Source organism: Streptomyces sp. NPDC079020, assembly GCF_044542225.1.
Lineage (GTDB): Bacteria > Actinomycetota > Actinomycetes > Streptomycetales > Streptomycetaceae > Streptomyces.
In genome coordinates, this window is the sequence record NZ_JBITUB010000001.1 from 766,215 (window position 1) to 786,982 (window position 20,768).

Consider the following 20,768-nt stretch of genomic DNA (forward strand, 5'->3'; position numbering starts at 1 on the left):
GGAAAGGCACGGGGGCTATGACACGCGAGGTCTGGCAGGGCAGTGCGGAGAACGAGGCGGCTTCCGCCGTCTTCCACCTCATGCAGCACCTCATCGACCAGTACAAGGTCAACCGGCCGGTGATGCCACTGGTGGTCGCCCAGGCGGCCGACGCCGATGTCGGACCCGAGACCGACGACCGGGTCGAGCAGATCGTGCGCCAGATCCACGAGGCCAACGCGTTGCGCAGGGTCCCCGTGCGGCTGCTCGACGGTGAGTCCTCGAAGGCGTACGAGGCGGCGCTCGACATGGTGCGCACGCTGACCGAGGAGCCCTGGGAGACCCGCGAGAGCTCGCAGTACAAGCCGTTCTCCTTCCCCCGCTCGCGTCTTCTCGGCGCCATCGAGCAGGCCACCGCGACGGTGATCGCACAGCCCGGAGGCTCGGCCCGCGGGCGCGAGGAGAGGATTCTGGAGCAGTTGCGCCAGTTGCGCTGGCGGACGGGCCGGCCCAGGAGCAACGACCGGTGGCACTCGCTGCGGACCTCGGTCCGGCCCGAGACCTTCGCCGGAGCCGCCTTCATCGCGGCGCTCACCGGGGTGCTCGGCGAGATCAGCTGGCTGCTGACCGCCGTGGTGGCGGCCGCCTCGCTGCTCGGCCTGGCGGTCGTGCGGCTGCTGAGCAGCGCCGCGCCACCGCTGTTGTGGCTGCGCCGGGCCAGCCGGTGGTTCGCGACCACCTCCTCGCTGGCCGCGTCCAGTACGGGCCACCCTTCGGACGGCTGGTCCCGCCTCTCGCCCAGCGGCTCCTGGCGGGTGATCCGGGCCCGGGCGGCCGCGGTGGCCGAACGGGTGGCGGACGCGAACCAGGGCGACGACCACCCGGGCGTCGAGCACGCGCGCCAGTTCCATCTGGAGCTGCGGGTCCAGGCCCTGCTGGAGGATCTCCTGCACAACTACCGGCCGCACGCGCTGGACTGGCGGCGCAGCAAGCGGACGGTCCCGCCGGTGGTGTTCCTGCCCAGGGCCACCCACGACAACGGCGGCATCCTGCTGATCAACGCGATCAACAACGTGCGTTCCCGGCGCAGCGAGGTGGACCCGCTGCTCCTGCTGGCCTCTCTGCCGGCCGCCCAGATCATGCGGCACACTCCGCCGCTGCCTCCGGAGCCGCCGCCGGCGAGCACCGCCTCGGGCTCCGCGGCGGCGCGGGCCCGTTACGACCGCTGGGTCGACGCGCTGAGCATGGGCCAGTCCCCCGTCGCGGCCGCGACGCTCGCCTGGGTGCTCCGGCTGCCGCTGTCCACCGCCAAGCTGACCCACGAGCACGCGCACGCGGAGCTCGCCACCTGTCGGGTCGACCGGACCTGGGCGTGGTGGCTGATGTCGCGGACGACCGTCGTGTTCGTCCTCGTCGGCAGTCTGCTGGGGACCTTCCTGTGGAGCGTGCACTGGCAGCGGAAGTACTGCCACGGCCCGCTGACCGACCGCAACACGGATGCGATCTGGAGCGGTTCCGGGGAGGACAGGGAGTGCGTCGGTGTGGCCACGTCCTCCGAGGTGCGTTTCGCCGCGGGCAACAGCCTGGAACTGAACGGGGTGGGCAAGGGCATCACCTTCGAGCGGATCGAGCGGGCGATCCGCGACGAGAACGCCCACATCGGGCCGAACGAGAACTACGTCACCATCGTCTACGCGGGGCCGCTCACCGCGCGGAACGGCGACGACAAGCTCACCCGCAAGGGGCTGGAGGAGCTCACGGGCGTCTATCTGCGCCAGCTCGAGACGAACAAGCAGCAGCCCGTCAAGCTCCGGGTGCTCACGGCCAACGGCGGCCAGGACATGCGCCATCAGCTGATCACGGTGGATCAGATCATCAAGGTGGCCGAACGGGACCCGACCGTCGTCGGCGTGGTCGGCTTCGGCCTCAACACCGGGAAGAGTCTGGCGGCCACCAAGAAGCTCAAAAGCGCCGGGATCGCTCTGCTCGACACCACCAATTCGAGCGGCGATCTGCCCACCCACTCGAACTACTTCGGCCTCGCCGCGACCGACAAGGAACAGACGGACGCCCTCGGACTGGTCGCCGAACAGATCGCCGCCAAGCTCCGCGCGGCCAAGAAGCACAAGCCGCGCGCGATCGTCCTTTCCCGGAAACTCCCCAAGGACGAAAAGGACGGCTACACGGCCGAACAGCGCGATGCCGGCAAGAAGATGCTCGACGCATCGGGATTCGACATGTACGAGGACGTCACGTATAAGATCGCCGGCGGTGCCCGCCTCAACGACCCGGTGAACCGCATCTGCAAGCAGGAACCGGTACCCGCCGCACTGTACTTCGCCGGACGGGCCGAGGACATCCCGAACCTGATGAAGCGCCTCTCGGAGACCGAGGGCTGCTCGCACGAGCCCATGACGGTGTTCACGGGGGACGATCTGACGAAGGAAACCTTCAAGGACGGCACGTCCATCGCCAGCAACGTCACGCTCTACCACAGCGCATTGGCCCCACTGGACAAGGCCGCCCCACTGGACAAGGACGACGAACTCAGTTTCTACGGAGATGCCCACACGCAGCTCGGCAAACTGCTCCCCTCCCATAAAGCGCAGGACCCGCTGCCGAGCCCCGCCTACGACGACGGCCTGTTCGCCAGCGGGCAGACCGTCATGTCCTACACCGCGACAGCCGCCCTGTACAACGCCGCTTCCCGAGATGACACCCGGCGAAGCGCCGCGGAGACCTGGGCGACCCTGCACACGGTGGTGCTCGCCAACATGCCTACCGGGACGATCATCCTGGACTCCACCAAGAACATGCACGGCCTCAACATCATCAAGGTGGTCCGGCACGGGACGGACGCTGTACGGATCGTCCTGTGCGGCAAGGCAGCGGGCGATCCGAAGCCTTTGGACTGCAAGCCGTAGGGGCGGGGGCCGACCGGCGCCGGCGCTCGGGGCACTGGGGCCGGGCATCGACCGGTCGGGGGCCCCGGGCCATCCCCGTCCGTGGGACGGCCCGTCGTCTCAGTCCACCAGGTCCCGCACCACCGCGTCGGCGAGCAGCCGCCCGCGCAAGGTGAGGACCGCGCGCCCCTCCTCGTACGGGCCGGCCTCCAGCAGCCCGTCCGTGAGCGCCCTGCGCGACGCGGCCAGGCCGTCCGGCCTGAGCAGCGACAGCGGGCAGCCCTCGCGCAGCCGCAGTTCCAGCAGGATCCGCTCGACCCGGCGGTCCTCGGCGGCGAGGATCTCGCGCCCGGCCCCGGGTGAGCGGCCCTCGGCCAGGGCCTGTGCGTACGCCCCCGGATGCTTCACGTTCCACCAGCGCACGCCGCCCACGTGGCTGTGCGCGCCCGGCCCGGCGCCCCACCAGTCGGCGCCGCGCCAGTACAGCTCGTTGTGCAGGCAGCGGCCTTCGGGCGTCCGGGCCCAGTTGGACACCTCGTACCAGGAGAAGCCCGCGGCGGCCATCGCCTCGTCCGCGATCAGATACCGGTCGGCGTGCGCGTCGTCGTCGGTCATCGGGATCTCGCCGCGCCGGATGCGCCGGGCGAGCTGGGTGCCCTCCTCGACGATCAGGGCATAGGCCGACACATGGTCGGGGCCCGCGCCGATGGCCGCGTCCAGGGAGGCCCGCCAGTCGTCGTCGGACTCGCCGGGGGTGCCGTAGATCAGGTCGAGATTGACGTGGTCGAAGCCCGCCGCCCTGGCCTCGGCCACACAGGCCTCGGGGCGCCCGGGGGTGTGCGTACGGTCCAGGATCTTCAGGACGTGCTGCCGGGCACTCTGCATGCCGAAGGAGACCCGGTTGAAGCCGCCCTCCCGCAGCTCGGCCAGATAGGCCGGGCCGACGGACTCCGGGTTGGCCTCGGTGGTGATCTCGGCGTCGTCCGCGAGCCCGAACTCGTCACGGATCGCCGCCAGCATCCGTACGAGATCGGCGGCGGGCAGCAGCGTGGGGGTGCCGCCGCCGACGAAGACGGTCCGGACCGGCCGGGGGTCGTCGCCCAGGACCTTGCGGGCCTGGCGGACCTCCTCGATCAGGTGCGTGGCGTAGTTGTCGCGGGAGGCCAGGGCCCCGCCGGAGCCGCGCAGCTCGGTGGCGGTGTAGGTGTTGAAATCGCAGTAGCCGCAGCGGGTGGCGCAGTAGGGCACATGCAGGTAGAAGCCGAGCGGGCGGCCGGCGGCGCCTTCCAGGGCGTGGCGGGGCAGCGCCCCGTCGTCGGGCACGGGCTCACCATCGGGCAGTACGGAAGGCATACCGTCCATTGTCACTCGCCGCCGGACCGGACCCGACCGGCCACCGTCCGGCGCGGGGCCGGCGTGCGCGGCCGGGGCTTCCGGCAGTCCTCAGTCGGCCCGGAGCACCATCAGGGCCACGTCGTCGTCCGGCGGCAGCTCGGCGAACTCGTGGACGGCCCGTTTGATCCGGTCCGCGATGGTCTCCGCGGGCAGCCCCGCGCAGCCGGACAGCACCCGGGCGAGCCCGTCCCCGTCGTCGAACAGGAGCCGTCCCGAGCGCCGCTCGGTCACCCCGTCGGTGACGCAGAGCAGCGCGTCGCCGGGCGCCAGGTCGAAGCTCTGGCTCTCGTACGCCACGTCCTCGACGACGCCGAGCAGCACCTGGGGATCGGCGGCGGGGCGTACGGAGCCGTCGGGGCGCAGCAGCAGGGGCAGCGGGTGGCCCGCGCTGGCCACGGTGCAGCGCACCCCACCGTCCGGGAGCGGGACGACCTCCCCGTAGAGCAGGGAGAGGAACCGGGACTGGGAGCCGTCCTGGAGCTGCTGGCCGCCGGCCGCCGCGACCATCAGGGCCGCGGCCTCGGCGGCCTCCATGGCGTCGTCGAGGAGCAGCCGGTTGAGCCGGTCCAGGACCTCACCGACGCCGAAGCCCTCCCGGGACAGGAGCCGCAGCCACGGGCGGGCGAGTCCGGTGACGACCGCGGCCTCGGGGCCGCTCCCCTGGACATCGCCGAGGACGAAGCACCAGCGGTCCCCGGGGCACGGGAAGATGTCGTAGAAGTCGCCCCCGACCACACCGTCGTCGCTCGGCTCGTAGACCAGCGCGCTGGTGACTCCGGGGATCTCGGCGACCTTGCTGGGCAGCAGGCCGCGCTGGAGGATGCGGCTGATGGTGGCCTGCCGGGTGTAGGCGCGGGCGGCACCGACGGCGAGGCCGAGGCGGCGTACGAAGTCCTCGATCAGCGCGGCCACCTCGTCGGGCACCCGGGCGGCGCCTTCCCGGCCGACGAGCACGGCGCCCAGCGAGCGGCCGCCCGTGGTGATCCGGAAGGCGAGGGCGGCCCCGTCACGGGCGCCGGGCTCCATGGCCGGCTCCCCCTCGAAGGCCCCGCCGCCGGTGGGCCACGGCACGGACACGGGTCCGGAACCGGCGCTGCCCGGCAGCCGGAGGGGCTCCTTCTCCAGCACCGTCCGCAGGTGCTCGGTGCCGGTCTCGTCGCTGTGCCAGACGCGGGCGAGCCGGGGTGCCGCGGCAGGCCCCGCGCCCTCGCTCTCCAGCCAGATCGCGCACCAGTCGGCGAGCCTGGGCACCAGCAGCTGACCCGCTATGGCCGCCACGAGGTCCTCGTCGAGCTGGCCCGCCAGCAGGTCGGACGCCTCGGCGAGGAAGGAGAGCGCGCCCCGGCTGTCCCAGCCCGCGTCGTCGCGCTCGGCGCGGGCGACGGCGGGGGCGAGGATCTCGGCGGCCCGCAGACCGCGCAGCAGGGTGTCCTCCTCGGACGGGAGGGGCGGGGCGGTCCAGCCGTCGATGGGGAGGCGGGCCCAGACGGTCTTGCGGCCGGTGCGGTAGGTGATGCCCCAGGCCTCGGCGAGTGTGGCGACGAGCTGCAGTCCGCGGCCGTACTCGGCGGGGTCCGGCCGCTCGGTGGGCGACGGGCCGGCCGCGGCCCCGGACGCCTCCCCGCTCACCGCGCGTGCCGGGTGGTGGTCGGTGACCTCCAGCAGCAGGGCCGCGGGCTCCTCGTCGCACTCCTCCTCCAGGCGTACGACCAGATCGACGGTCGTGCCCGCGTGCACGACCGCGTTGGTGACCAGCTCGTTGGCGACGGTCACCGCGTCGTCGGCCAGCCGGTCGGTGAAGCCCGCGGCGGCGGGTACCCCGGTCCCGGTCCACTCCGCGAGCGCGGCACGCACGAACCTGCGCGCCGCGGACGGGGCGAGCGGTATGCCGGGCAGGCTCGTGCAACTGACCAGGCGCGGGTCGTCGAAATGGCCGGCACCGGTGGTGCCGGGACGGTGAACGATGTCCCGCTGCAAGGGAATGGGCCCCACGGTGCGGCTCCTACCGGTCTGACGAAACGCCGCCGACAACAACGACAGCGTGACAGACCGACCGCGTGCATAAGCATCGAGTTACCGAAGTGGGCAGAAATTCGAGCAAGTCCGAACGCAATGCGACACAAAGAGGAACGCGGCGGACCGGACGGATGGCAGACCCGTACACAGTCTGCCGTTCCCGCCCGCACCGCCGCCATCCCCCGCCACACGCGTACCGCCGCACGACCACCCCGCGCGTACCGCCGCACGGCCACCGCGCGCCGTGCGGCGCGGGCGTCACGCTTCGCGCGAGCCCTCGTACATCTCCTCGATGAGCGGCTTGTACGCGCGCTCGACGACCGGCCGCTTCAGCTTGAGGCTGGGGGTCAGCTCGCCGTGCTCGACATCGAGGTCGCGCGGCAGCAGGCGGAACTTCTTGACGGTCTGCCAGCGCTGAAGGCCCTCGTTGAGGCGCTTCACATAGCCCTCGATGAGCTCGACCGTCGCGGGCGCCGCCACCACCTCGGCGTACGACTTGCCCTCCATGCCGTTCTCGGCGGCCCAGCCGAGGATGGTGGGCCCGTCGAGGGCGATGAGCGCGGAACAGAAGTTACGGTCCGCGCCGTGCACCAGGATGTTGGAGACGAACGGGCACACCGCCTTGAACTGGCCCTCGACCTCCGCCGGGGCGACGTACTTGCCGCCGGACGTCTTGATGAGGTCCTTCTTGCGGTCGGTGATCCGGAGATAGCCGTCCACGGACAGCTCACCGATGTCGCCGGTGTGCAGCCAGCCGTCCGATTCCAGGACCTCGGCGGTCTTCTCGGGCTGCTGGTGGTAGCCCTGCATGACGCCGGGGCCGCGCAGCAGGACCTCGCCGTCGTCCGCGATCCGCACCTCGGTGCCGGGGAGCGGCTTGCCGACGGTGCCGGTGCGGTAGGCCTCGCCCGGGTTGCAGAAGGAGGCGGCGCTGGTCTCGGTCAGGCCGTAGCCCTCCAGGATGTGGACCCCGGCCCCGGCGAAGAAATAGCCGATGTCGGGGGCGAGCGCCGCGGAACCGGAGATACAGGCGCGCAGCCGGCCGCCGAAGGCATCACGGATCTTGGCGAAGACGAGGGCGTCGGCGACCTTGTGCTTGGCGCCGAGTGCGAAGGGGACGGACGCCTTGCCGGTGCGCCGGAAGTTGTCCTGGGAGACCTTCGCGTACTCCCGGGCGATGCCAGCCGCCCACAGGAAGATCTTGTACTTGGCTCCGCCACCGGCCCGCGCCTTGGACGCGACCCCGTTGTAGACCTTCTCGAAGATCCGGGGGACGGCGGCCATATAGGTCGGCTGGACGACCGGAAGGTTCTCGATGATCTTGTCGATCCGGCCGTCGACCGCAGTCACATGACCGACCTCGATCTGGCCGGAGGTGAGGACCTTGCCGAAGACATGCGCGAGCGGCAGCCAGAGGTACTGCACGTCGTCCGCGGTGATGAGACCGGTCGCCACGGTGGCCTTGGCCATGTACGACCAGTTGTCGTGCGGCAGCCGTACGCCCTTGGGGCGGCCCGTGGTGCCCGAGGTGTAGATCAGGGTGGCCAGCTGGTCGGCCGTGATGGCGGAGACCCGATCGGTGATCGCGTCCGGGTGCTTCGCCAGGTGCTCGGCGCCCCGGGCCTCCAGCTCGGCGAGGGTGAGGATCCAGCCCTCCGGGTCGTCCTCGGCGGGCTCGACGCCCGCCGGGTCGATGACCACGACATGGCCGAGGCCCGGCAGATCGGCGCGGGCCTCACGGGCCTTCGCCAGCTGCGCGGCGTCCTCCGCGATCAGGACCCGGCTCTCGGAGTCCGCCAGGATGAAGGCGGACTCCTCGGTGTTGGTGGAGGGGTAGATCGTGGTGGTGGCGCCGCCCGCGCACATCACACCGAGGTCGATGAGGATCCACTCCACCCGGGTGGAGGAGGCGAGCGCGATGCGCTGTTCCGGCTGCACCCCGAGCGCGATCAGCCCGGCGGCGATCGCGTAGACGCGCTCGGCGGCCTGCCCCCAGCTGAGCGACTTCCACTCGTCGGGGCCTCCGCCCGGGGCCGCGGGCACCGGGTAGCGGTACGCCTCCCCGTCCGGGGTGGCCGCCACGCGGTCGATGAAGAGAGTCGCCACGGAGGGCGGTCGGTTATCGATCAAGGTCTGTGTGTCGCTCACGACGCGTCCTCCGGGCCTGCGGCATTGCTTCGACCGGCTTCTTGGTATTGCTGCTGCTTCTGCTGTTTCTTCTACTGGCTGCGGTTCCTGCTTCTCGTCCTGCGCGTGCTGCACTGGTTCTGCGTGTTCTGCGTGCCTCTGCGTGTTCCGCTCGTCCTGCCGCCGGCTCCCGCGTGCCGTCCGCGCCGGCGTACCGGCTCGGGGTTGCGTCCGGCCCAAGGGGCCCGTCCGGCTCGGGGTCCCGTCCGGACACGCTTGTTTAACTGGCGAGTAACCAACGAGTCGTGATCAGGGTAAGGCGCGCGGGACCGCCGCGTAAGAGGCAATGGGCCGCCGCTTCATAACGAACGGGCCCCTGTGCCGCAGGGTTCTGCGGCACAGGGGCCCGTTGGGCTACTCATCGGTACGAACGGGCGGCTACTTCTTGCCCTTGGCTTCGCCGGCCGACTCGTCCGTCGAGAGCACGGAGATGAAGGCGTCCTGCGGAACCTCCACGTTGCCGACCATCTTCATCCGCTTCTTGCCCTCCTTCTGCTTCTCCAGCAGCTTCCGCTTACGGGAGATGTCACCGCCGTAACACTTGGCGAGGACGTCCTTGCGGATGGCGCGGACGGTCTCACGGGCGATGACCCGGGAGCCGATGGCCGCCTGGATCGGCACCTCGAAGTTCTGCCGCGGGATGAGCTTCTGCAGCTTGGCGACGAGCCGCACGCCGTACGCGTACGCCTTGTCCTTGTGCGTGACCGCGGAGAACGCGTCGACCTTGTCGCCGTGGAGCAGGATGTCGACCTTGACGAGCTGGGCCGACTGCTCGCCGGTGGGCTCGTAGTCGAGCGAGGCGTAACCGCGGGTCTTGGACTTCAGCTGGTCGAAGAAGTCGAAGACGATCTCGGCGAGCGGCAGGGTGTAGCGGATCTCGACCCGGTCCTCGGACAGGTAGTCCATGCCGAGCAGGGTGCCGCGCCGGTTCTGGCAGAGCTCCATGATCGCGCCGATGAACTCGCTGGGGGCCAGGACCGTGGCGCGCACGACGGGCTCGTGCACCTTGTCGATCTTGCCCTCGGGGAACTCGCTCGGGTTGGTGACGATGTGCTCGGTGCCGTCCTCCATCTCGACGCGATAGACCACGTTCGGGGCGGTGGCGATGAGGTCGAGACCGAACTCGCGCTCCAGCCGCTCACGGACCACGTCGAGGTGGAGCAGGCCGAGGAAGCCGACGCGGAAGCCGAAGCCGAGCGCCGCGGAGGTCTCCGGCTCGTACACCAGGGCGGCGTCGTTGAGCTGGAGCTTGTCCAGCGCCTCGCGCAGGTCCGGGTAGTCCGAGCCGTCCAGCGGGTACAGCCCCGAGAACACCATCGGCTTGGGGTCCTTGTAGCCGCCGAGCGCCTCGGTCGCACCGTTGCTGAGGGAGGTGATCGTGTCACCGACCTTGGACTGCCGGACGTCCTTCACACCGGTGATGATGTAGCCCACCTCACCCACGCCGATGCCGTCGGCCGGGGTCATCTCCGGAGAGGAGACACCGATCTCCAGCAGCTCGTGGGTGGCGCCCGTGGACATCATCCGGATGCGCTCGCGCCTGTTGAGCTGGCCGTCGACGACACGGACGTAGGTCACGACACCGCGGTACGAGTCGTAGACCGAGTCGAAGATCATCGCGCGGGCGGGGGCGTCGGCCTTGCCGACCGGGGCGGGCACGTCCCGGACCACGCGGTCGAGCAGGGCGTCCACGCCGACGCCGGTCTTCGCCGAGACCTTGAGGACGTCCTCCGGCTGGCAGCCGATGAGGTTCGCCAGCTCCTCGGAGAACTTCTCGGGCTGCGCGGCGGGCAGGTCGATCTTGTTGAGCACCGGAACGATGGTGAGGTCGTTCTCCATCGCCAGATAGAGGTTGGCGAGGGTCTGGGCCTCGATGCCCTGCGCCGCGTCGACCAGCAGGACGGTGCCCTCGCAGGCCGCGAGCGAACGGGAGACCTCGTAGGTGAAGTCCACGTGGCCCGGGGTGTCGATCATGTTGAGGACATGGGTGCTGCCCTTGCCCTCCGCGGTGGTCGGCGCCCAGGGCAGACGGACCGCCTGGGACTTGATGGTGATTCCGCGCTCGCGCTCGATGTCCATCCGGTCGAGGTACTGAGCGCGCATCTGCCGCTGGTCGACCACACCCGTCAGCTGAAGCATCCGGTCGGCAAGGGTCGACTTGCCGTGGTCGATGTGCGCGATGATGCAGAAGTTGCGGATCAGCGCCGGGTCGGTACGGCTCGGCTCGGGCACGTGGATAGGAGTCGCGGGCACGCAGGGTCCTGATTCTTGAGACGCCGAACGCCGTGTCTCGGGTCGATGTCGGGTCGGTCGGATCAATACGTAGCTTCCATCGTCCCATGGTTGCGGGGCGGGGACCGGTTTGGGCCGGTCGGAGGGTGACTGGTACCGTTGACAGCTGTGCCTCGTGGCTCTCACGAGCGGCGTGGCGCACATCGAAGATCCAACGAACCTGAAAAGGCTCTTTCGTGGCGAACATCAAGTCCCAGATCAAGCGGAACAAGACCAACGAGAAGGCGCGCCTGCGCAACAAGGCCGTCAAGTCGTCGCTCAAGACCGCGATCCGCAAGGCCCGTGAGGCCGCCGCTGCCGGTGACGTCGAGAAGGCCACCACGGCCGTCCGCGACGCCTCCCGCCAGCTCGACAAGGCTGTCTCGAAGGGTGTCATCCACAAGAACGCCGCCGCCAACAAGAAGTCGGCGCTGGCCTCCAAGGTTGCCGCTCTCCAGGCCTGAGCTTTCTGATGTGAACGCCGGTACGGACCCAGCGGGCCCTCTCTCCCGCTCCTGACCGGCACCCCGCGCCGCACACCGAACCTGCGTTCGCCACGCGGGTGCGGCGCACCACAGCGTGAACCGGAAGCCCCGGTCGCCGTCCTCCCCAGGACGGCGACCGGGGCTTCCGTCTGTCGCACCGCTGTGGCCGCGGCTCCTGGGTGCCATGACCGGCCCCGGCTCGTGGTGGCGCGAGACCGGCCCGGGTTCCTGGTGGCGTGGGCCGTGGGCTGTGAGACCCGCCCGGGTTCCTGGTGGCGTGGGCCGTGGGCTGTGAGACCCGCCCGGGTTCCTGGTGGCGTGGGCCGTGGGCCGTGAGGACGGCGCCGGTCCCTGGTGCCGTGAGGACGGCGCCGGTTCCTGGCGCCGTGCGCACGGTGCCGACTCCTGGTGCCGTGACCGGCGGACGGCCGGGAGAGGCGGCTAACGCCCTGAGCGCGCCGCCCGCGCGATCGCCACGACGGCCTTCTCCAGGGCGTACTCCGGATCGTCCCCGCCGCCCTTGACTCCCGCGTCGGCCGCCGCGACGGCCCGCAGGGCCACGGCGACCCCGTCCGGCGTCCAGCCCCGCATCTGCTGGCGCACCCGGTCGATCTTCCATGGCGGCATACCCAGCTCACGGGCGAGGTCGGCGGGCCGGCCGCCCCTGGCCGAGGACAGCTTGCCGATCGCCCGCACCCCCTGTGCCAGCGCACTGGTGATCAGGACCGGCGCGACACCGGTCGACAGCGACCAGCGCAGCGCCTCCAGCGCCTCCGCTGCCCGGCCCTCGACCGCCCGGTCGGCGACGGTGAACGAGGACGCCTCGGCGCGGCCCGTGTAGTAGCGCCCGACGACCGCTTCGTCGATCGTGCCCTCGACGTCGGCGACCAGCTGGGACGCCGCGCTGGCCAGCTCCCGCAGATCACTGCCGATGGAGTCGACCAGGGCCTGGCAGGCCTCGGGGGTCGCGGAACGCCCCAGCGCCCGGAACTCGGATCTGACGAACGAGAGCCGCTCGGCCGCCTTGGTCGTCTTCGGGCAGGCCACCTCACGCGCCCCGGCCTTCCGCGCGGCGTCCAGCAGGCCCTTGCCCTTGGCGCCTCCGGCGTGCAGCAGGACGAGGGTGATCTCCTCGACCGGCGCGTTCACATACGCCTTGACGTCCTTGACGGTGTCGGCGGAGAGATCGTGCGCGTTGCGCACGATCACCACCTTGCGCTCGGCGAAGAGTGACGGGCTGGTCAGCTCGGCGAGCGTGCCGGGCTGCAACTGGTCGGAGCTGAGGTCGCGGACGTCCGTATCGGCGTCGGCGGCACGGGCCGCCGCCACCACCTGCTGCACCGCACGGTCCAGGAGGAGGTCCTCCTGGCCCACGGCGAGCGTGACGGGGGCGAGCGGATCGTCGGCAGAATTCTTCCTGGTGGCCATCGCGTTCCAGCATCCCACGCCCCACTGACAGCACAGGTCCTCCGGGGTCCCGCGCACTCCTGCCCGTACCGGAGAATGGGCAGGTGAGCGATGTGAGACATGTGCTGGTGCTGCCCGACCGCGATACCGCGGAGGAGGTGGCCGGAGAGCTCGCCGACCGTTTCGGGGTGAGTGAGGAACCACAGCTCGTACGGGACGCGCTGGCCGGCGAGGACGACGCCGAGGACGCCCAGTGGCTGGTGGTCGTGGAGGACCCGGCCGGGAAGCTGGACGCCGCCGCGCTCGACGCGTTCGCCGTGGAGTACGAGGGGTGGCTGGAGGCTCCTTAGGGCGTGTCCGTCCCGGGCCGCTCGGCCGCGTGCTCGCTGAGGAACGCGCCCGCGTGTGCGGCGGCTTCCTCCTTCGTGCCGTGCCACGTGGTGTCGTCGGCTTCGCCGCGTGTCCCGTCGGCGCCCAGCCCGGTCCACCGCCAGCCGCCGGAGACCGGGTCCGCCACCAATTCCGCGGTGCCACCGCAGAGTTCCACGGTGTTCACCCGCGCGGCCACCGGCCTGGCGATGGCATCGGGCCACTTCTTGCGGGCGCCCTGCCGGGTGATGCCCCAGGCGGCGCCCATCTGCTCATAGCTCGCGCCGTAGGAGCCGGCGGTCCTCGCCGCCATCGCCGTCAGCCGCTTGACCTCGGCGTCCACCACCTTCCAGGTGGCGAGGACCGACAGGGTCACATCCATGGGGTCGGCGTCCCACATCCGGTCCCCGGGAAGCCCGGTGGCCCGGGCGCGCATGGCCGAGGCGAGTGGGTTGAGTGCGTCCAGGAGGGCGGTGTCGAGGGCTGCCTGTTCCGCTTCGGTGATCTCCGACGTCGTCATGACGACAACCATAGTTACCAACGACGATATTGGTAACTTAAGTTTCCATTTGGCATATGCCAGTTCAGCCCTTGGGGACGATCTGGATGTCCATGTCGATGGAGATACTGGAGCCGACCGCGGCGATTCCGCGGGCCAGCATCGTCTGCCAGGTGAGGGTGAAGTCCTCCCGGTGCAGTTCCGTGGTGGCGCGACAGGCGGCGCGCATCTCCCCCCCCCAGCCCGTTGCCCACACCGAGGTACTGGGTGTCCAGCGTCACCGTGCGGCTGACGCCGTGCAGTGTGAGCGCACCCGTGACACCCCAGCGGCTGCCGCCCCGGTGAACAAAGCGGTCGCTGTAGAACTCCAGGGTCGGGAAGCGCCCGACATCGAGGAAGTCACTGGAGCGCAGATGGTCGTCGCGCATCTGGACGTTGGTGTCGATCGACGCCGCGTCGATGACCACATGCATGGCGGAGTCCTCCATGCGGTCGGCGATCCGTACCGCACCGGCGAAGTTGTTGAACCTGCCGTGGATACGGGCCATGCCGATATGACGTGCCGTGAAGCCGATCTGGGAGTGGCTGGGCTCGACCTCCCACTCACCGGGGTCGGGCAACTGCGGGGGCTGCGCCACCTGGAGGGTCACATCACCGAGGCTCGCGTGCCCGTCCTCGGAGACAACGGCCGCCCCGTGGAACGGCGTGAACCCCTCGGCCGTGACCGCCAGCCGGTAGTCGCCCGCCGGAACGGTGGCCAGGACCGTGCCGAACGGGTCGGTCTCACCGGCGACGACCTTGCGCCCCGCACTGTCGGTCACGACGTACTCGGCCTGTCGCACCGGCTCGCTGACCGGGTCCAGCACCCGGCAGCTGAGCACACCCGCGGACCGGGGCACCACGAGCCCGGCGAGGGCTCCGCCACCCACGGCGCCCGTCTGACTTCTGTTTCCCAGCCAGCGGCCGAACATCTCTCACTCACCCCAGTGACGGTTCACACTTCAGGGCCCCTGACGGCAGGACGTCGTTGTCGGAGCAGCGGCCCGCCGACGAGCATGCATTCGACCACTGATGCGACGTTCGAGGCAAACGGAGATCTCGTAGTGGGTTGTACGCAGGCATCACCGAAGGTCCCAATTGACTGTTCCGCCGCCTACTACCCCTTTCGCCGGTGACTGTCACGCGCGTCATCATGAGCGGCCCACCGCCCGCAGCTCCCTCCCCGCCCCCGTCACGGCGATGGCACCGTCCCTGTCGGTACGCAGCACCCTCGCTCCCCCGGCCCTGAGCGCGTCGACCGTACGAGCGGACGGATGGCCGTACGGGTTGTCCGCGCCGCAGGAGATGAGAGCCAGCCCCGGCCGCGCGCTGCGCATCAGCGCGGCGTCCTGGAACGCGGAGCCGTGGTGCGCCACCTTGAGGACATCCACCCGCGGCAACGCCGGATACGTACGCAACAGCCCCTGCTGGGCCGGAGGTTCGAGATCCCTGAGAAGCAACAGCGACGGCCCGCCCGCCACCCGGACGTACAAAGCAACGCTGGAGTCGTTCGGCTCCTCCGTCCCAGCGCGCTCCCCCGTACCTCCGAGCACCGAACCTCCTGCCACCGCACTGCCGGGCATCACACCGCCCGCCACCGCCTCTGCCGGCACCGCTCGCCCCGGGCCACCGCCCGGCCAGAGGACGCGCCAGTCGAGCGGTCCCACGCGGCGGCGCTCCCCCGGAACGGCCCGTACCAGCGGAACTCCTGCGGCGGCCGCCGCCCTCCGGACGAACGCGGCCTGCTCCGGCGGCTCGTCGAGGTTCGTCGTCTGAATCGCGCCCACCGTCCGCCCGCGCAACACACCCGGCAGCCCCCGGACATGGTCGGCGTGGAAGTGGGTGAGCACGAGCAGCGGCACCCGTGTGATCCCCAGATCCCTGAGGCACCGGTCCACCGGCCGGGGATCGGGCCCGGTGTCGACGACCACCCCCGAACCCTCCCCCGCGGCGAGCACCATGGCATCGCCCTGCCCGACGTCGCAGAGCGCGAACGCCCAGTCGGGCGGAGGCCAGCCGGTCAGGATCCGGGTCAGCGGCACCGGCCGCAGCAGCGCGAGGACCAGAACCAGCGCGGCTGTGGCGCAGACCCACGGATGGCGGGCCAGCCGCCGGGCGGACAGCACGACCAGGCACGTGACTGCGGCGAGCAACGCGGCACCGGCCCACCCTCCGGGCCACCCGGCCTCCGCTCCGGGCAGGCCCGCCCCGGTCCGGGCCACGGACGCGATCCATCCGACCGGCCACCCCGCGACCCCGGCCAGCACCTCGGCCACCGGTATGGCCACCGGGGCCACCGCCAGTGCGGCGAACCCGAGAACCGTCGCGGGCGCCACCGCGAACTCGGCGAGCAGATTGCAGGGGATCGCCACAAGGCTGACCCGGGAGGCAAGCACCACGACCACGGGCGCGCACACCGCCTGGGCGGCAGCGGCAGCGGCCAGCACCTCGGCGAGCCGGGGCGGAACCCGTCGCCGTCGCAGGGCCGCGCTCCACCGGGGCGCGAGCGTGAGCAGCGCGCCGGTGGCCAGCACGGACAGCAGGAATCCGTAACTGCGCGCCAGCCATGGGTCGTACAGCAGCAGAAGCAGAACAGCCGCCGCCAGGGCGGGAACCAGCGATCTGCGCCGCCCCGTCCCGATGGCGAGCAAGGTGATCATGCCGCATGCCGCCGCGCGGAGGACACTCGGTTCGGGGCGGCAGACAACGATGAACGCGAGCGCCAGGGCACCGCCGATGAGCGCGGTCGACCGCAGGGAGATTCCCAACCGGGGCGCCAGGCCGCGCCGTTCGGCACGCAGAGAGGTCCCGGGCGGTCCGATGAGCAGGAAGAGAAGAATCGACAGGTTGGCTCCCGAAACGGACAGCAGGTGGGTGAGGTCGGTGGCCTTGAATGCCTCGTGCAGGTCGGGCGTGACCCTGGAGGTATCGCCGACCACCAGGCCCGGGAGCAGCGCCCGCGCGTCGGCGTCGAGCCCATCGGTCGCCTTGCGCAGCCCGGCGCGCAGAGTCCCCGCCGTGCGCTGGAGGGGCGACGGGTCGCCGGCGATCCGGGGTGGTGCCTCTCCCTCCACCCGCAGGACGGCGGCGATGCGTTCCCCCTCGTGCAGCGGCGGCGCGAGGCGGCCGGCGAGGCGGAGCCGGGTGGACGGCAGCAGCTGACGCCAGGGCGTCACGGCGTCGCCGGGCGAGACCATGACGAGGACCGGCGTGCGGCCCCGGGTGACGGCACCGTCCGGGGCGGTGACCCGGACGACCTCGGCGTCGAGCAGCAATGTGACAGGGGTGCTGCGGTCACCGCGGACCTGCGGCCGGGCCTGCCGGGGATCGGAGGTGACGGTCACCTCCGCGTCCACCCGCCCGTGCGACAGCGCCAGAGCCGGAACGGGCCCCCGCCGCACATCCGCCCCGTGCAACCCGGCGGTTGCCGCCCCCGCGGCCACGCACAGCAGGACGGCCCCCACCGCGGCGGCCCCCGTCCGCCTCGGCCGGTCCGCCGAAGCCGGCCGGTCGCCCGAAGCCGACCGGGATCCCGAAGTCGACCGGGACCCTGAAGTCGACCGGTCAGCCGAAACCGACCGGTCCGCCGAGATCGGCCGGCGTGACATGGCCAGGAGCACCAGAGCGACGCCGCCACAGACCGCGGCCGCTCCCGCCGTCCACCGCCCCGGGGCTCCGAGGCCGAGCGCCGCAGCAGCCCAGACCGCCAGCGCGGGCGGAACGAGCCGCAGGTCGACCGCCTCTTCCTGGCGAGGGTCCGGGACGCCCAGCCGTCGCCCTGACGCCCCGTGAGGGCCGGCGTCCGCCCCGGGGGTCACCTCGGGCTCCGTCCCGGGCGCCGCCTCGCTACTGCTCATCGCCGGACCAGAGGCTCAAGGTCCGCGAACCGGCGGTCACCGATCCCCTTGACCTCACGGAGTTCGTCGACGGAGCGGAAACCGCCGTGCTCGGTGCGGTAGTCGACAATGTGCCGCGCGAGGACGGGGCCGACCCCTGGCAGGGTTTCGAGCTGCTCCGCGCTCGCCGTGTTCAGGCTGACCGGCGCTGTCGCCCCAGGCGGCCCGGCAGGCGTACCCCCACCGCCGCCCGGTGTCCCGGAGCCGGGCTGAACAGCGACCGGTCCCACCACCACCTGCTCGCCGTCCATGAGAACCCTCGCCCGGTTGATGCCGGTGACATCCGTGCCCTCGCGCACGCCTCCGGCGGCCTTCAACGCGTCGGTCACCCGCGAACCCACCGGCAGACTCCGGACACCCGGCCACCGCACCTTGCCGCTCACATCGACAACGATCCGCCCGGTATCGGCTGCGGCCGGCCGCCCCGGGTCCCTCCCCACGGGCGGCGCGGCGGAGCCGGGGCCCGATGGCTCCCGCACGGCCGCCGATACCGCTTCGCCCCCCTTCATCAGCTCGGGAGCACGCACGGGCTGCGGGCGCACTGACCAGAAGTGCACCGCGGCGAGCACCGCGGCTCCGACCAGCACCACGGCGAGCGCGGCGAACGTCTTCGGCTCCAGTCCGCACCGAAGCCGCAGCCAGAGAGGCAGCCTGTCCCGGAGTGCGAGCACCGCCTCCATCCGCCGTGACAGGCGCGTGCCCTGTCCGCCGGAGGGTGTGAGGGGTGGAGCGGCACCGGGGCGGTCCTGAGGCGCCGAACCCCGTAACGGCCCGTCCGCCGTCCGCGTCCGCGGACCCGCCTCCGGTCCGGGCTGAGCCGAGGTCTCCGTCACCGGGTCCGCCGCCGCGGTCCGCCCGCGCGCCCCGTCATAGGCACCGATCAGCAGCGCATCCGCCCGACGGCGCGAGGCTGCGGCGACAGCCGCGGCTTGTCCGCGCGGAGACCGCCGTCGGCCATGACGGGCACCGGGTCCTCTGCCCGCCGCGCCACTGGGACCCCTGCCGGGACCATGCCGCGCGCGACCGGAACCGGAAGCAGGACCGGGCGGGGAACCTGAAGGATGTAAGGAATCAGGAGCAGGACCAACGACGGGACCAGCAGGACCAGGGGCAGGACCAGAAAGAGGACCAAAACCGGGATCGAGTGCAGGATCGGGTGCGGATACAGAACTCGGCGTGGACGCGGAAGTAGGCGTGGAAACGGTGGGCGTTTGAGGTGATCGCAGGGCCATGCCTCACGACGTTAGACACACCCGGCCGAACCCGCTGAGCAGCCCCGATTCCCGTGGATAACTGCCCAGTTGTGGATAACTTCGCCACTCCTCCGGGTGCGTCCGCCTCCCGCGCCGCTTCCCGCGCCGCTTCCCGCGCCGCTTCCCGCTCCCCTTCCGGCGGCCCCCGGCTCGGCGGAAGTCACCAGGCCCAGCGGCCTCAGCGCGGCGAGATCACCACACCCAGCAGCCCCGGCCCGGTATGGGCCCCGATCACCGCGCCCACCTCGCTGACATGGAGATCGACCAGTCCCGGGATCCGCTCGCGCAGCCGCTCGGCCAGTGCCTCGGCGCGGTCCGGCGCGGACAGATGGTGCACGGCGATGTCCACCGGGCCCACTCCGGCCCGCTCGGCGACGATCTCCTCCAGGCGCGCGATGGCCTTGGACGCCGTCCGTACCTTCTCCAGCAGTTCGATCCGGCCGTCGCCCAACTGGAGGATCGGCTTCACCGCGAGCGCGGATCCCAACAGCGCCTGTGCCGCTCCGATACGGCCGCCGCGGCGCAGATAGTCGAGCGTGTCGACATAGAAATACGCGGAGGTTCCCTCGGCCCGTTTCTCCGCCGCCGCGACCGCCTCGTCCAGGCTGCCGCCCGCATCCGCCGTCTCCGCCGCCGCCAGGGCACAGAATCCCAGCGCCATGGCGACCATTCCGGTGTCCACCACGCGTACCGGCACGGGGGCGTCCTTGGCCGCGAGCAGCGCGGCGTCGTACGTTCCCGAAAGCTCGGCCGACAGATGCAGGGACACGATGGCGGTCGCCCCGGCCTCCGCGACGGCCCGGTACGCCGCGGCGAAAACCTCGGGGCTGGGCCGCGACGTCGTCACGGAGTGCCGTTTCTGCAACGCCAGGGCCAGCGAGCGGGCCGAAATCTCGGTGCCCTCCTCCAGCGCCTGATCCCCCAGGACGACGGTCAGGGGCACCGAGGTGATGCCGTGCCGTTCCATCGTCTGGTGCGGCAGATGGGCCGTTGAATCGGTGACGATCGCGACATGGCGGGACATGAGCCGGAGGTTACCTTCCGGGGCGGGGGTGCGGCAGCCCGGCCCCGGCCCGCTGATCAGTCGGGGCCGCCCCGGAACGCATCCTGCCACTCCCGCCCGCCGGGGATGTCGCAGGTCCGGCCGGGCGTTGCGGGCGTGTCAGTTGGTCGTCTCCGGCCTGGCCGACTTCTGCCAGGGGTAGCCCGTCCGCAGTCGTGGGTCCGGCGCTGTGATCGCCTGCGGCCCCTCCGCGTGCGCCGGGCCGGGCCAGGTCTCCTCGGCGGTGCTGCCGCTCCCGGGCCCGGTGCCCGCGCCCATGCCCGTCGCAGAGGACTGCGAAGGCTGCGAGGGCTGTGCGTGCTGCGTGGGCTGTGCCTGCGGGTCCGCCACCGTCCAGTGCCGCAGCGCTCCCGCCTCGACGTCGATCTGCGCGTTCAGCGCGTCCAGATCATCCTCGTTGAACCGCTGTGCGCGGTCGCGCGCCGCCCACCGCAGCGAGTCCGCCGAGTGCGTGATCCGCTCCGTGCGTTCTTTCAGCTTCGGCAGCAGCGCGGCGACCGTCGCCCGGTCCGGCTCGCGCTCCAGCCGCTTCAGCTCGTCGTCGAGCTCGCGTCCGTGCACGCTGAGCCGCTGGAACAGGCCCAGCGACTCCGAGAGCGAGGCGTCCTCGGCCAGGCCCGCCTGCAGCGCTTCCTGCGTCGCCCGCATGGACGTGCGCAGATCGAGCCGCAGCTGAGCGAGTGTGCCCGCGACGCCCACCTGTCCGAAGCTCTTGGCCCGCAGGGTGGTGTCCTCCACCGTGCGGCGTGCCTGAGTGATCGTGCGGTCCACGCCACGCTTGGCCGCGCCGATCGCCTTGACACCGGCGTATACACCCAGTGCGACGAACGCGACGAAAAGAAGCGCCACGATCGTGATCACGGCTTCCATGAACGCCCCTCGGTAGGTCGATGCGGCTGCCGGTACCGGTGCCCCCCTCCACCGTAAACGGAACGGGCAGGCCAGGGGTTCCTCCGGAACCCCCAACCTGCCCGTAGGGGAATGCCCTAACCGTGCGCCGGGGCCA

At 71.4% G+C, this 20,768-nt stretch carries 13 protein-coding genes and 1 pseudogene; 3 read left to right on the forward strand and 11 right to left on the reverse strand.

The genetic code is table 11. The features are described 5' to 3' along the window. The first annotated feature begins 17 nt into the window (after positions 1–17). Positions 18–2,903, forward strand: a complete 2,886-nt coding sequence (locus ACIGJO_RS03515; RefSeq protein WP_399951388.1) for an ABC transporter substrate-binding protein — start codon at positions 18–20, stop codon at positions 2,901–2,903. A gap of 99 nt (positions 2,904–3,002) precedes the next feature. Here ACIGJO_RS03515 and hemW read toward each other — a convergent pair whose 3' ends face one another. The 4 genes from hemW to lepA form a co-directional block, all read right to left on the reverse strand. Next, the gene (hemW, locus tag ACIGJO_RS03520) at positions 3,003–4,244 is read right to left on the reverse strand and encodes a radical SAM family heme chaperone HemW (RefSeq protein ID WP_399951391.1); all 1,242 of its coding nucleotides are present in this window, start codon (positions 4,242–4,244) and stop codon (positions 3,003–3,005) included. An 81-nt stretch (positions 4,245–4,325) separates the two neighbouring features. Then, positions 4,326–6,269: a SpoIIE family protein phosphatase gene (locus ACIGJO_RS03525; protein WP_399951394.1), complete on the reverse strand. Its 1,944-nt coding sequence runs from the start codon at positions 6,267–6,269 to the stop codon at positions 4,326–4,328. Positions 6,270–6,551: 282 nt separating this feature from the next. Beyond that, positions 6,552–8,441, reverse strand: a complete 1,890-nt coding sequence (locus ACIGJO_RS03530; RefSeq protein WP_399951397.1) for an AMP-dependent synthetase/ligase — start codon at positions 8,439–8,441, stop codon at positions 6,552–6,554. Positions 8,442–8,858: 417 nt separating this feature from the next. After that, complete coding sequence (gene lepA / locus ACIGJO_RS03535) at positions 8,859–10,733, reverse strand: translation elongation factor 4 (RefSeq protein WP_399951400.1); 1,875 nt, start codon at positions 10,731–10,733, stop codon at positions 8,859–8,861. A gap of 215 nt (positions 10,734–10,948) precedes the next feature. Here lepA and rpsT point away from each other — a divergent pair, with 215 nt between their 5' ends. After that, complete coding sequence (gene rpsT, locus ACIGJO_RS03540; protein WP_030077886.1) at positions 10,949–11,215, forward strand: 30S ribosomal protein S20; 267 nt, start codon at positions 10,949–10,951, stop codon at positions 11,213–11,215. A gap of 462 nt (positions 11,216–11,677) precedes the next feature. On the opposite strand, the gene holA is transcribed toward rpsT, so the two are convergent. Further along, positions 11,678–12,664, reverse strand: coding sequence for a DNA polymerase III subunit delta (gene holA, locus ACIGJO_RS03545; RefSeq protein WP_266930570.1), 987 nt, complete (start codon positions 12,662–12,664; stop codon positions 11,678–11,680). Positions 12,665–12,747: 83 nt separating this feature from the next. Here holA and ACIGJO_RS03550 point away from each other — a divergent pair, with 83 nt between their 5' ends. Further along, positions 12,748–12,993: a hypothetical protein gene (locus tag ACIGJO_RS03550; RefSeq protein WP_399951403.1), complete on the forward strand. Its 246-nt coding sequence runs from the start codon at positions 12,748–12,750 to the stop codon at positions 12,991–12,993. Here ACIGJO_RS03550 and ACIGJO_RS03555 read toward each other — a convergent pair. The 6 genes and pseudogenes from ACIGJO_RS03555 to ACIGJO_RS03580 form a co-directional block, all read right to left on the reverse strand. Further along, positions 12,990–13,532 (reverse strand): hypothetical protein, encoded by a 543-nt coding sequence (locus tag ACIGJO_RS03555; protein ID WP_399951405.1) that lies wholly within the window; start codon positions 13,530–13,532, stop codon positions 12,990–12,992. The two genes, ACIGJO_RS03550 and ACIGJO_RS03555, sit on opposite strands and share 4 nt — an antisense overlap. Positions 13,533–13,596: 64 nt before the next feature. Beyond that, a pseudogene (locus ACIGJO_RS03560) lies at positions 13,597–14,482 on the reverse strand (YceI family protein). Between the two features lie 219 nt (positions 14,483–14,701). Next, positions 14,702–17,407, reverse strand: a complete 2,706-nt coding sequence (locus tag ACIGJO_RS03565; RefSeq protein ID WP_399951407.1) for a ComEC/Rec2 family competence protein — start codon at positions 17,405–17,407, stop codon at positions 14,702–14,704. Beyond that, positions 17,404–18,126, reverse strand: coding sequence for a helix-hairpin-helix domain-containing protein (locus ACIGJO_RS03570; protein ID WP_399951409.1), 723 nt, complete (start codon positions 18,124–18,126; stop codon positions 17,404–17,406). Before ACIGJO_RS03570 ends, ACIGJO_RS03565 begins: the two co-directional genes overlap by 4 nt. A 751-nt stretch (positions 18,127–18,877) precedes the next feature. Beyond that, positions 18,878–19,723, reverse strand: a complete 846-nt coding sequence (locus ACIGJO_RS03575; RefSeq protein WP_399951411.1) for a DegV family protein — start codon at positions 19,721–19,723, stop codon at positions 18,878–18,880. Positions 19,724–19,861: 138 nt separating this feature from the next. Continuing rightward, positions 19,862–20,632, reverse strand: a complete 771-nt coding sequence (locus ACIGJO_RS03580) for a hypothetical protein (protein ID WP_399951413.1) — start codon at positions 20,630–20,632, stop codon at positions 19,862–19,864. Positions 20,633–20,768 lie beyond the last annotated feature (136 nt).

Coding starts and splice junctions, on each gene's coding strand:
- ACIGJO_RS03575 (WP_399951411.1), bottom strand. CDS start 19,723: ATGTCCCGCCATGTCGCGATCGTCACCGATTCAACGGCCCATCTGCCG.
- holA (WP_266930570.1), bottom strand. CDS start 12,664: ATGGCCACCAGGAAGAATTCTGCCGACGATCCGCTCGCCCCCGTCACG.
- ACIGJO_RS03515 (WP_399951388.1), top strand. CDS start 18: ATGACACGCGAGGTCTGGCAGGGCAGTGCGGAGAACGAGGCGGCTTCC.
- hemW (WP_399951391.1), bottom strand. CDS start 4,244: ATGGACGGTATGCCTTCCGTACTGCCCGATGGTGAGCCCGTGCCCGAC.
- ACIGJO_RS03570 (WP_399951409.1), bottom strand. CDS start 18,126: ATGGAGGCGGTGCTCGCACTCCGGGACAGGCTGCCTCTCTGGCTGCGG.
- ACIGJO_RS03555 (WP_399951405.1), bottom strand. CDS start 13,532: ATGACGACGTCGGAGATCACCGAAGCGGAACAGGCAGCCCTCGACACC.
- ACIGJO_RS03565 (WP_399951407.1), bottom strand. CDS start 17,407: ATGAGCAGTAGCGAGGCGGCGCCCGGGACGGAGCCCGAGGTGACCCCC.
- ACIGJO_RS03580 (WP_399951413.1), bottom strand. CDS start 20,632: ATGGAAGCCGTGATCACGATCGTGGCGCTTCTTTTCGTCGCGTTCGTC.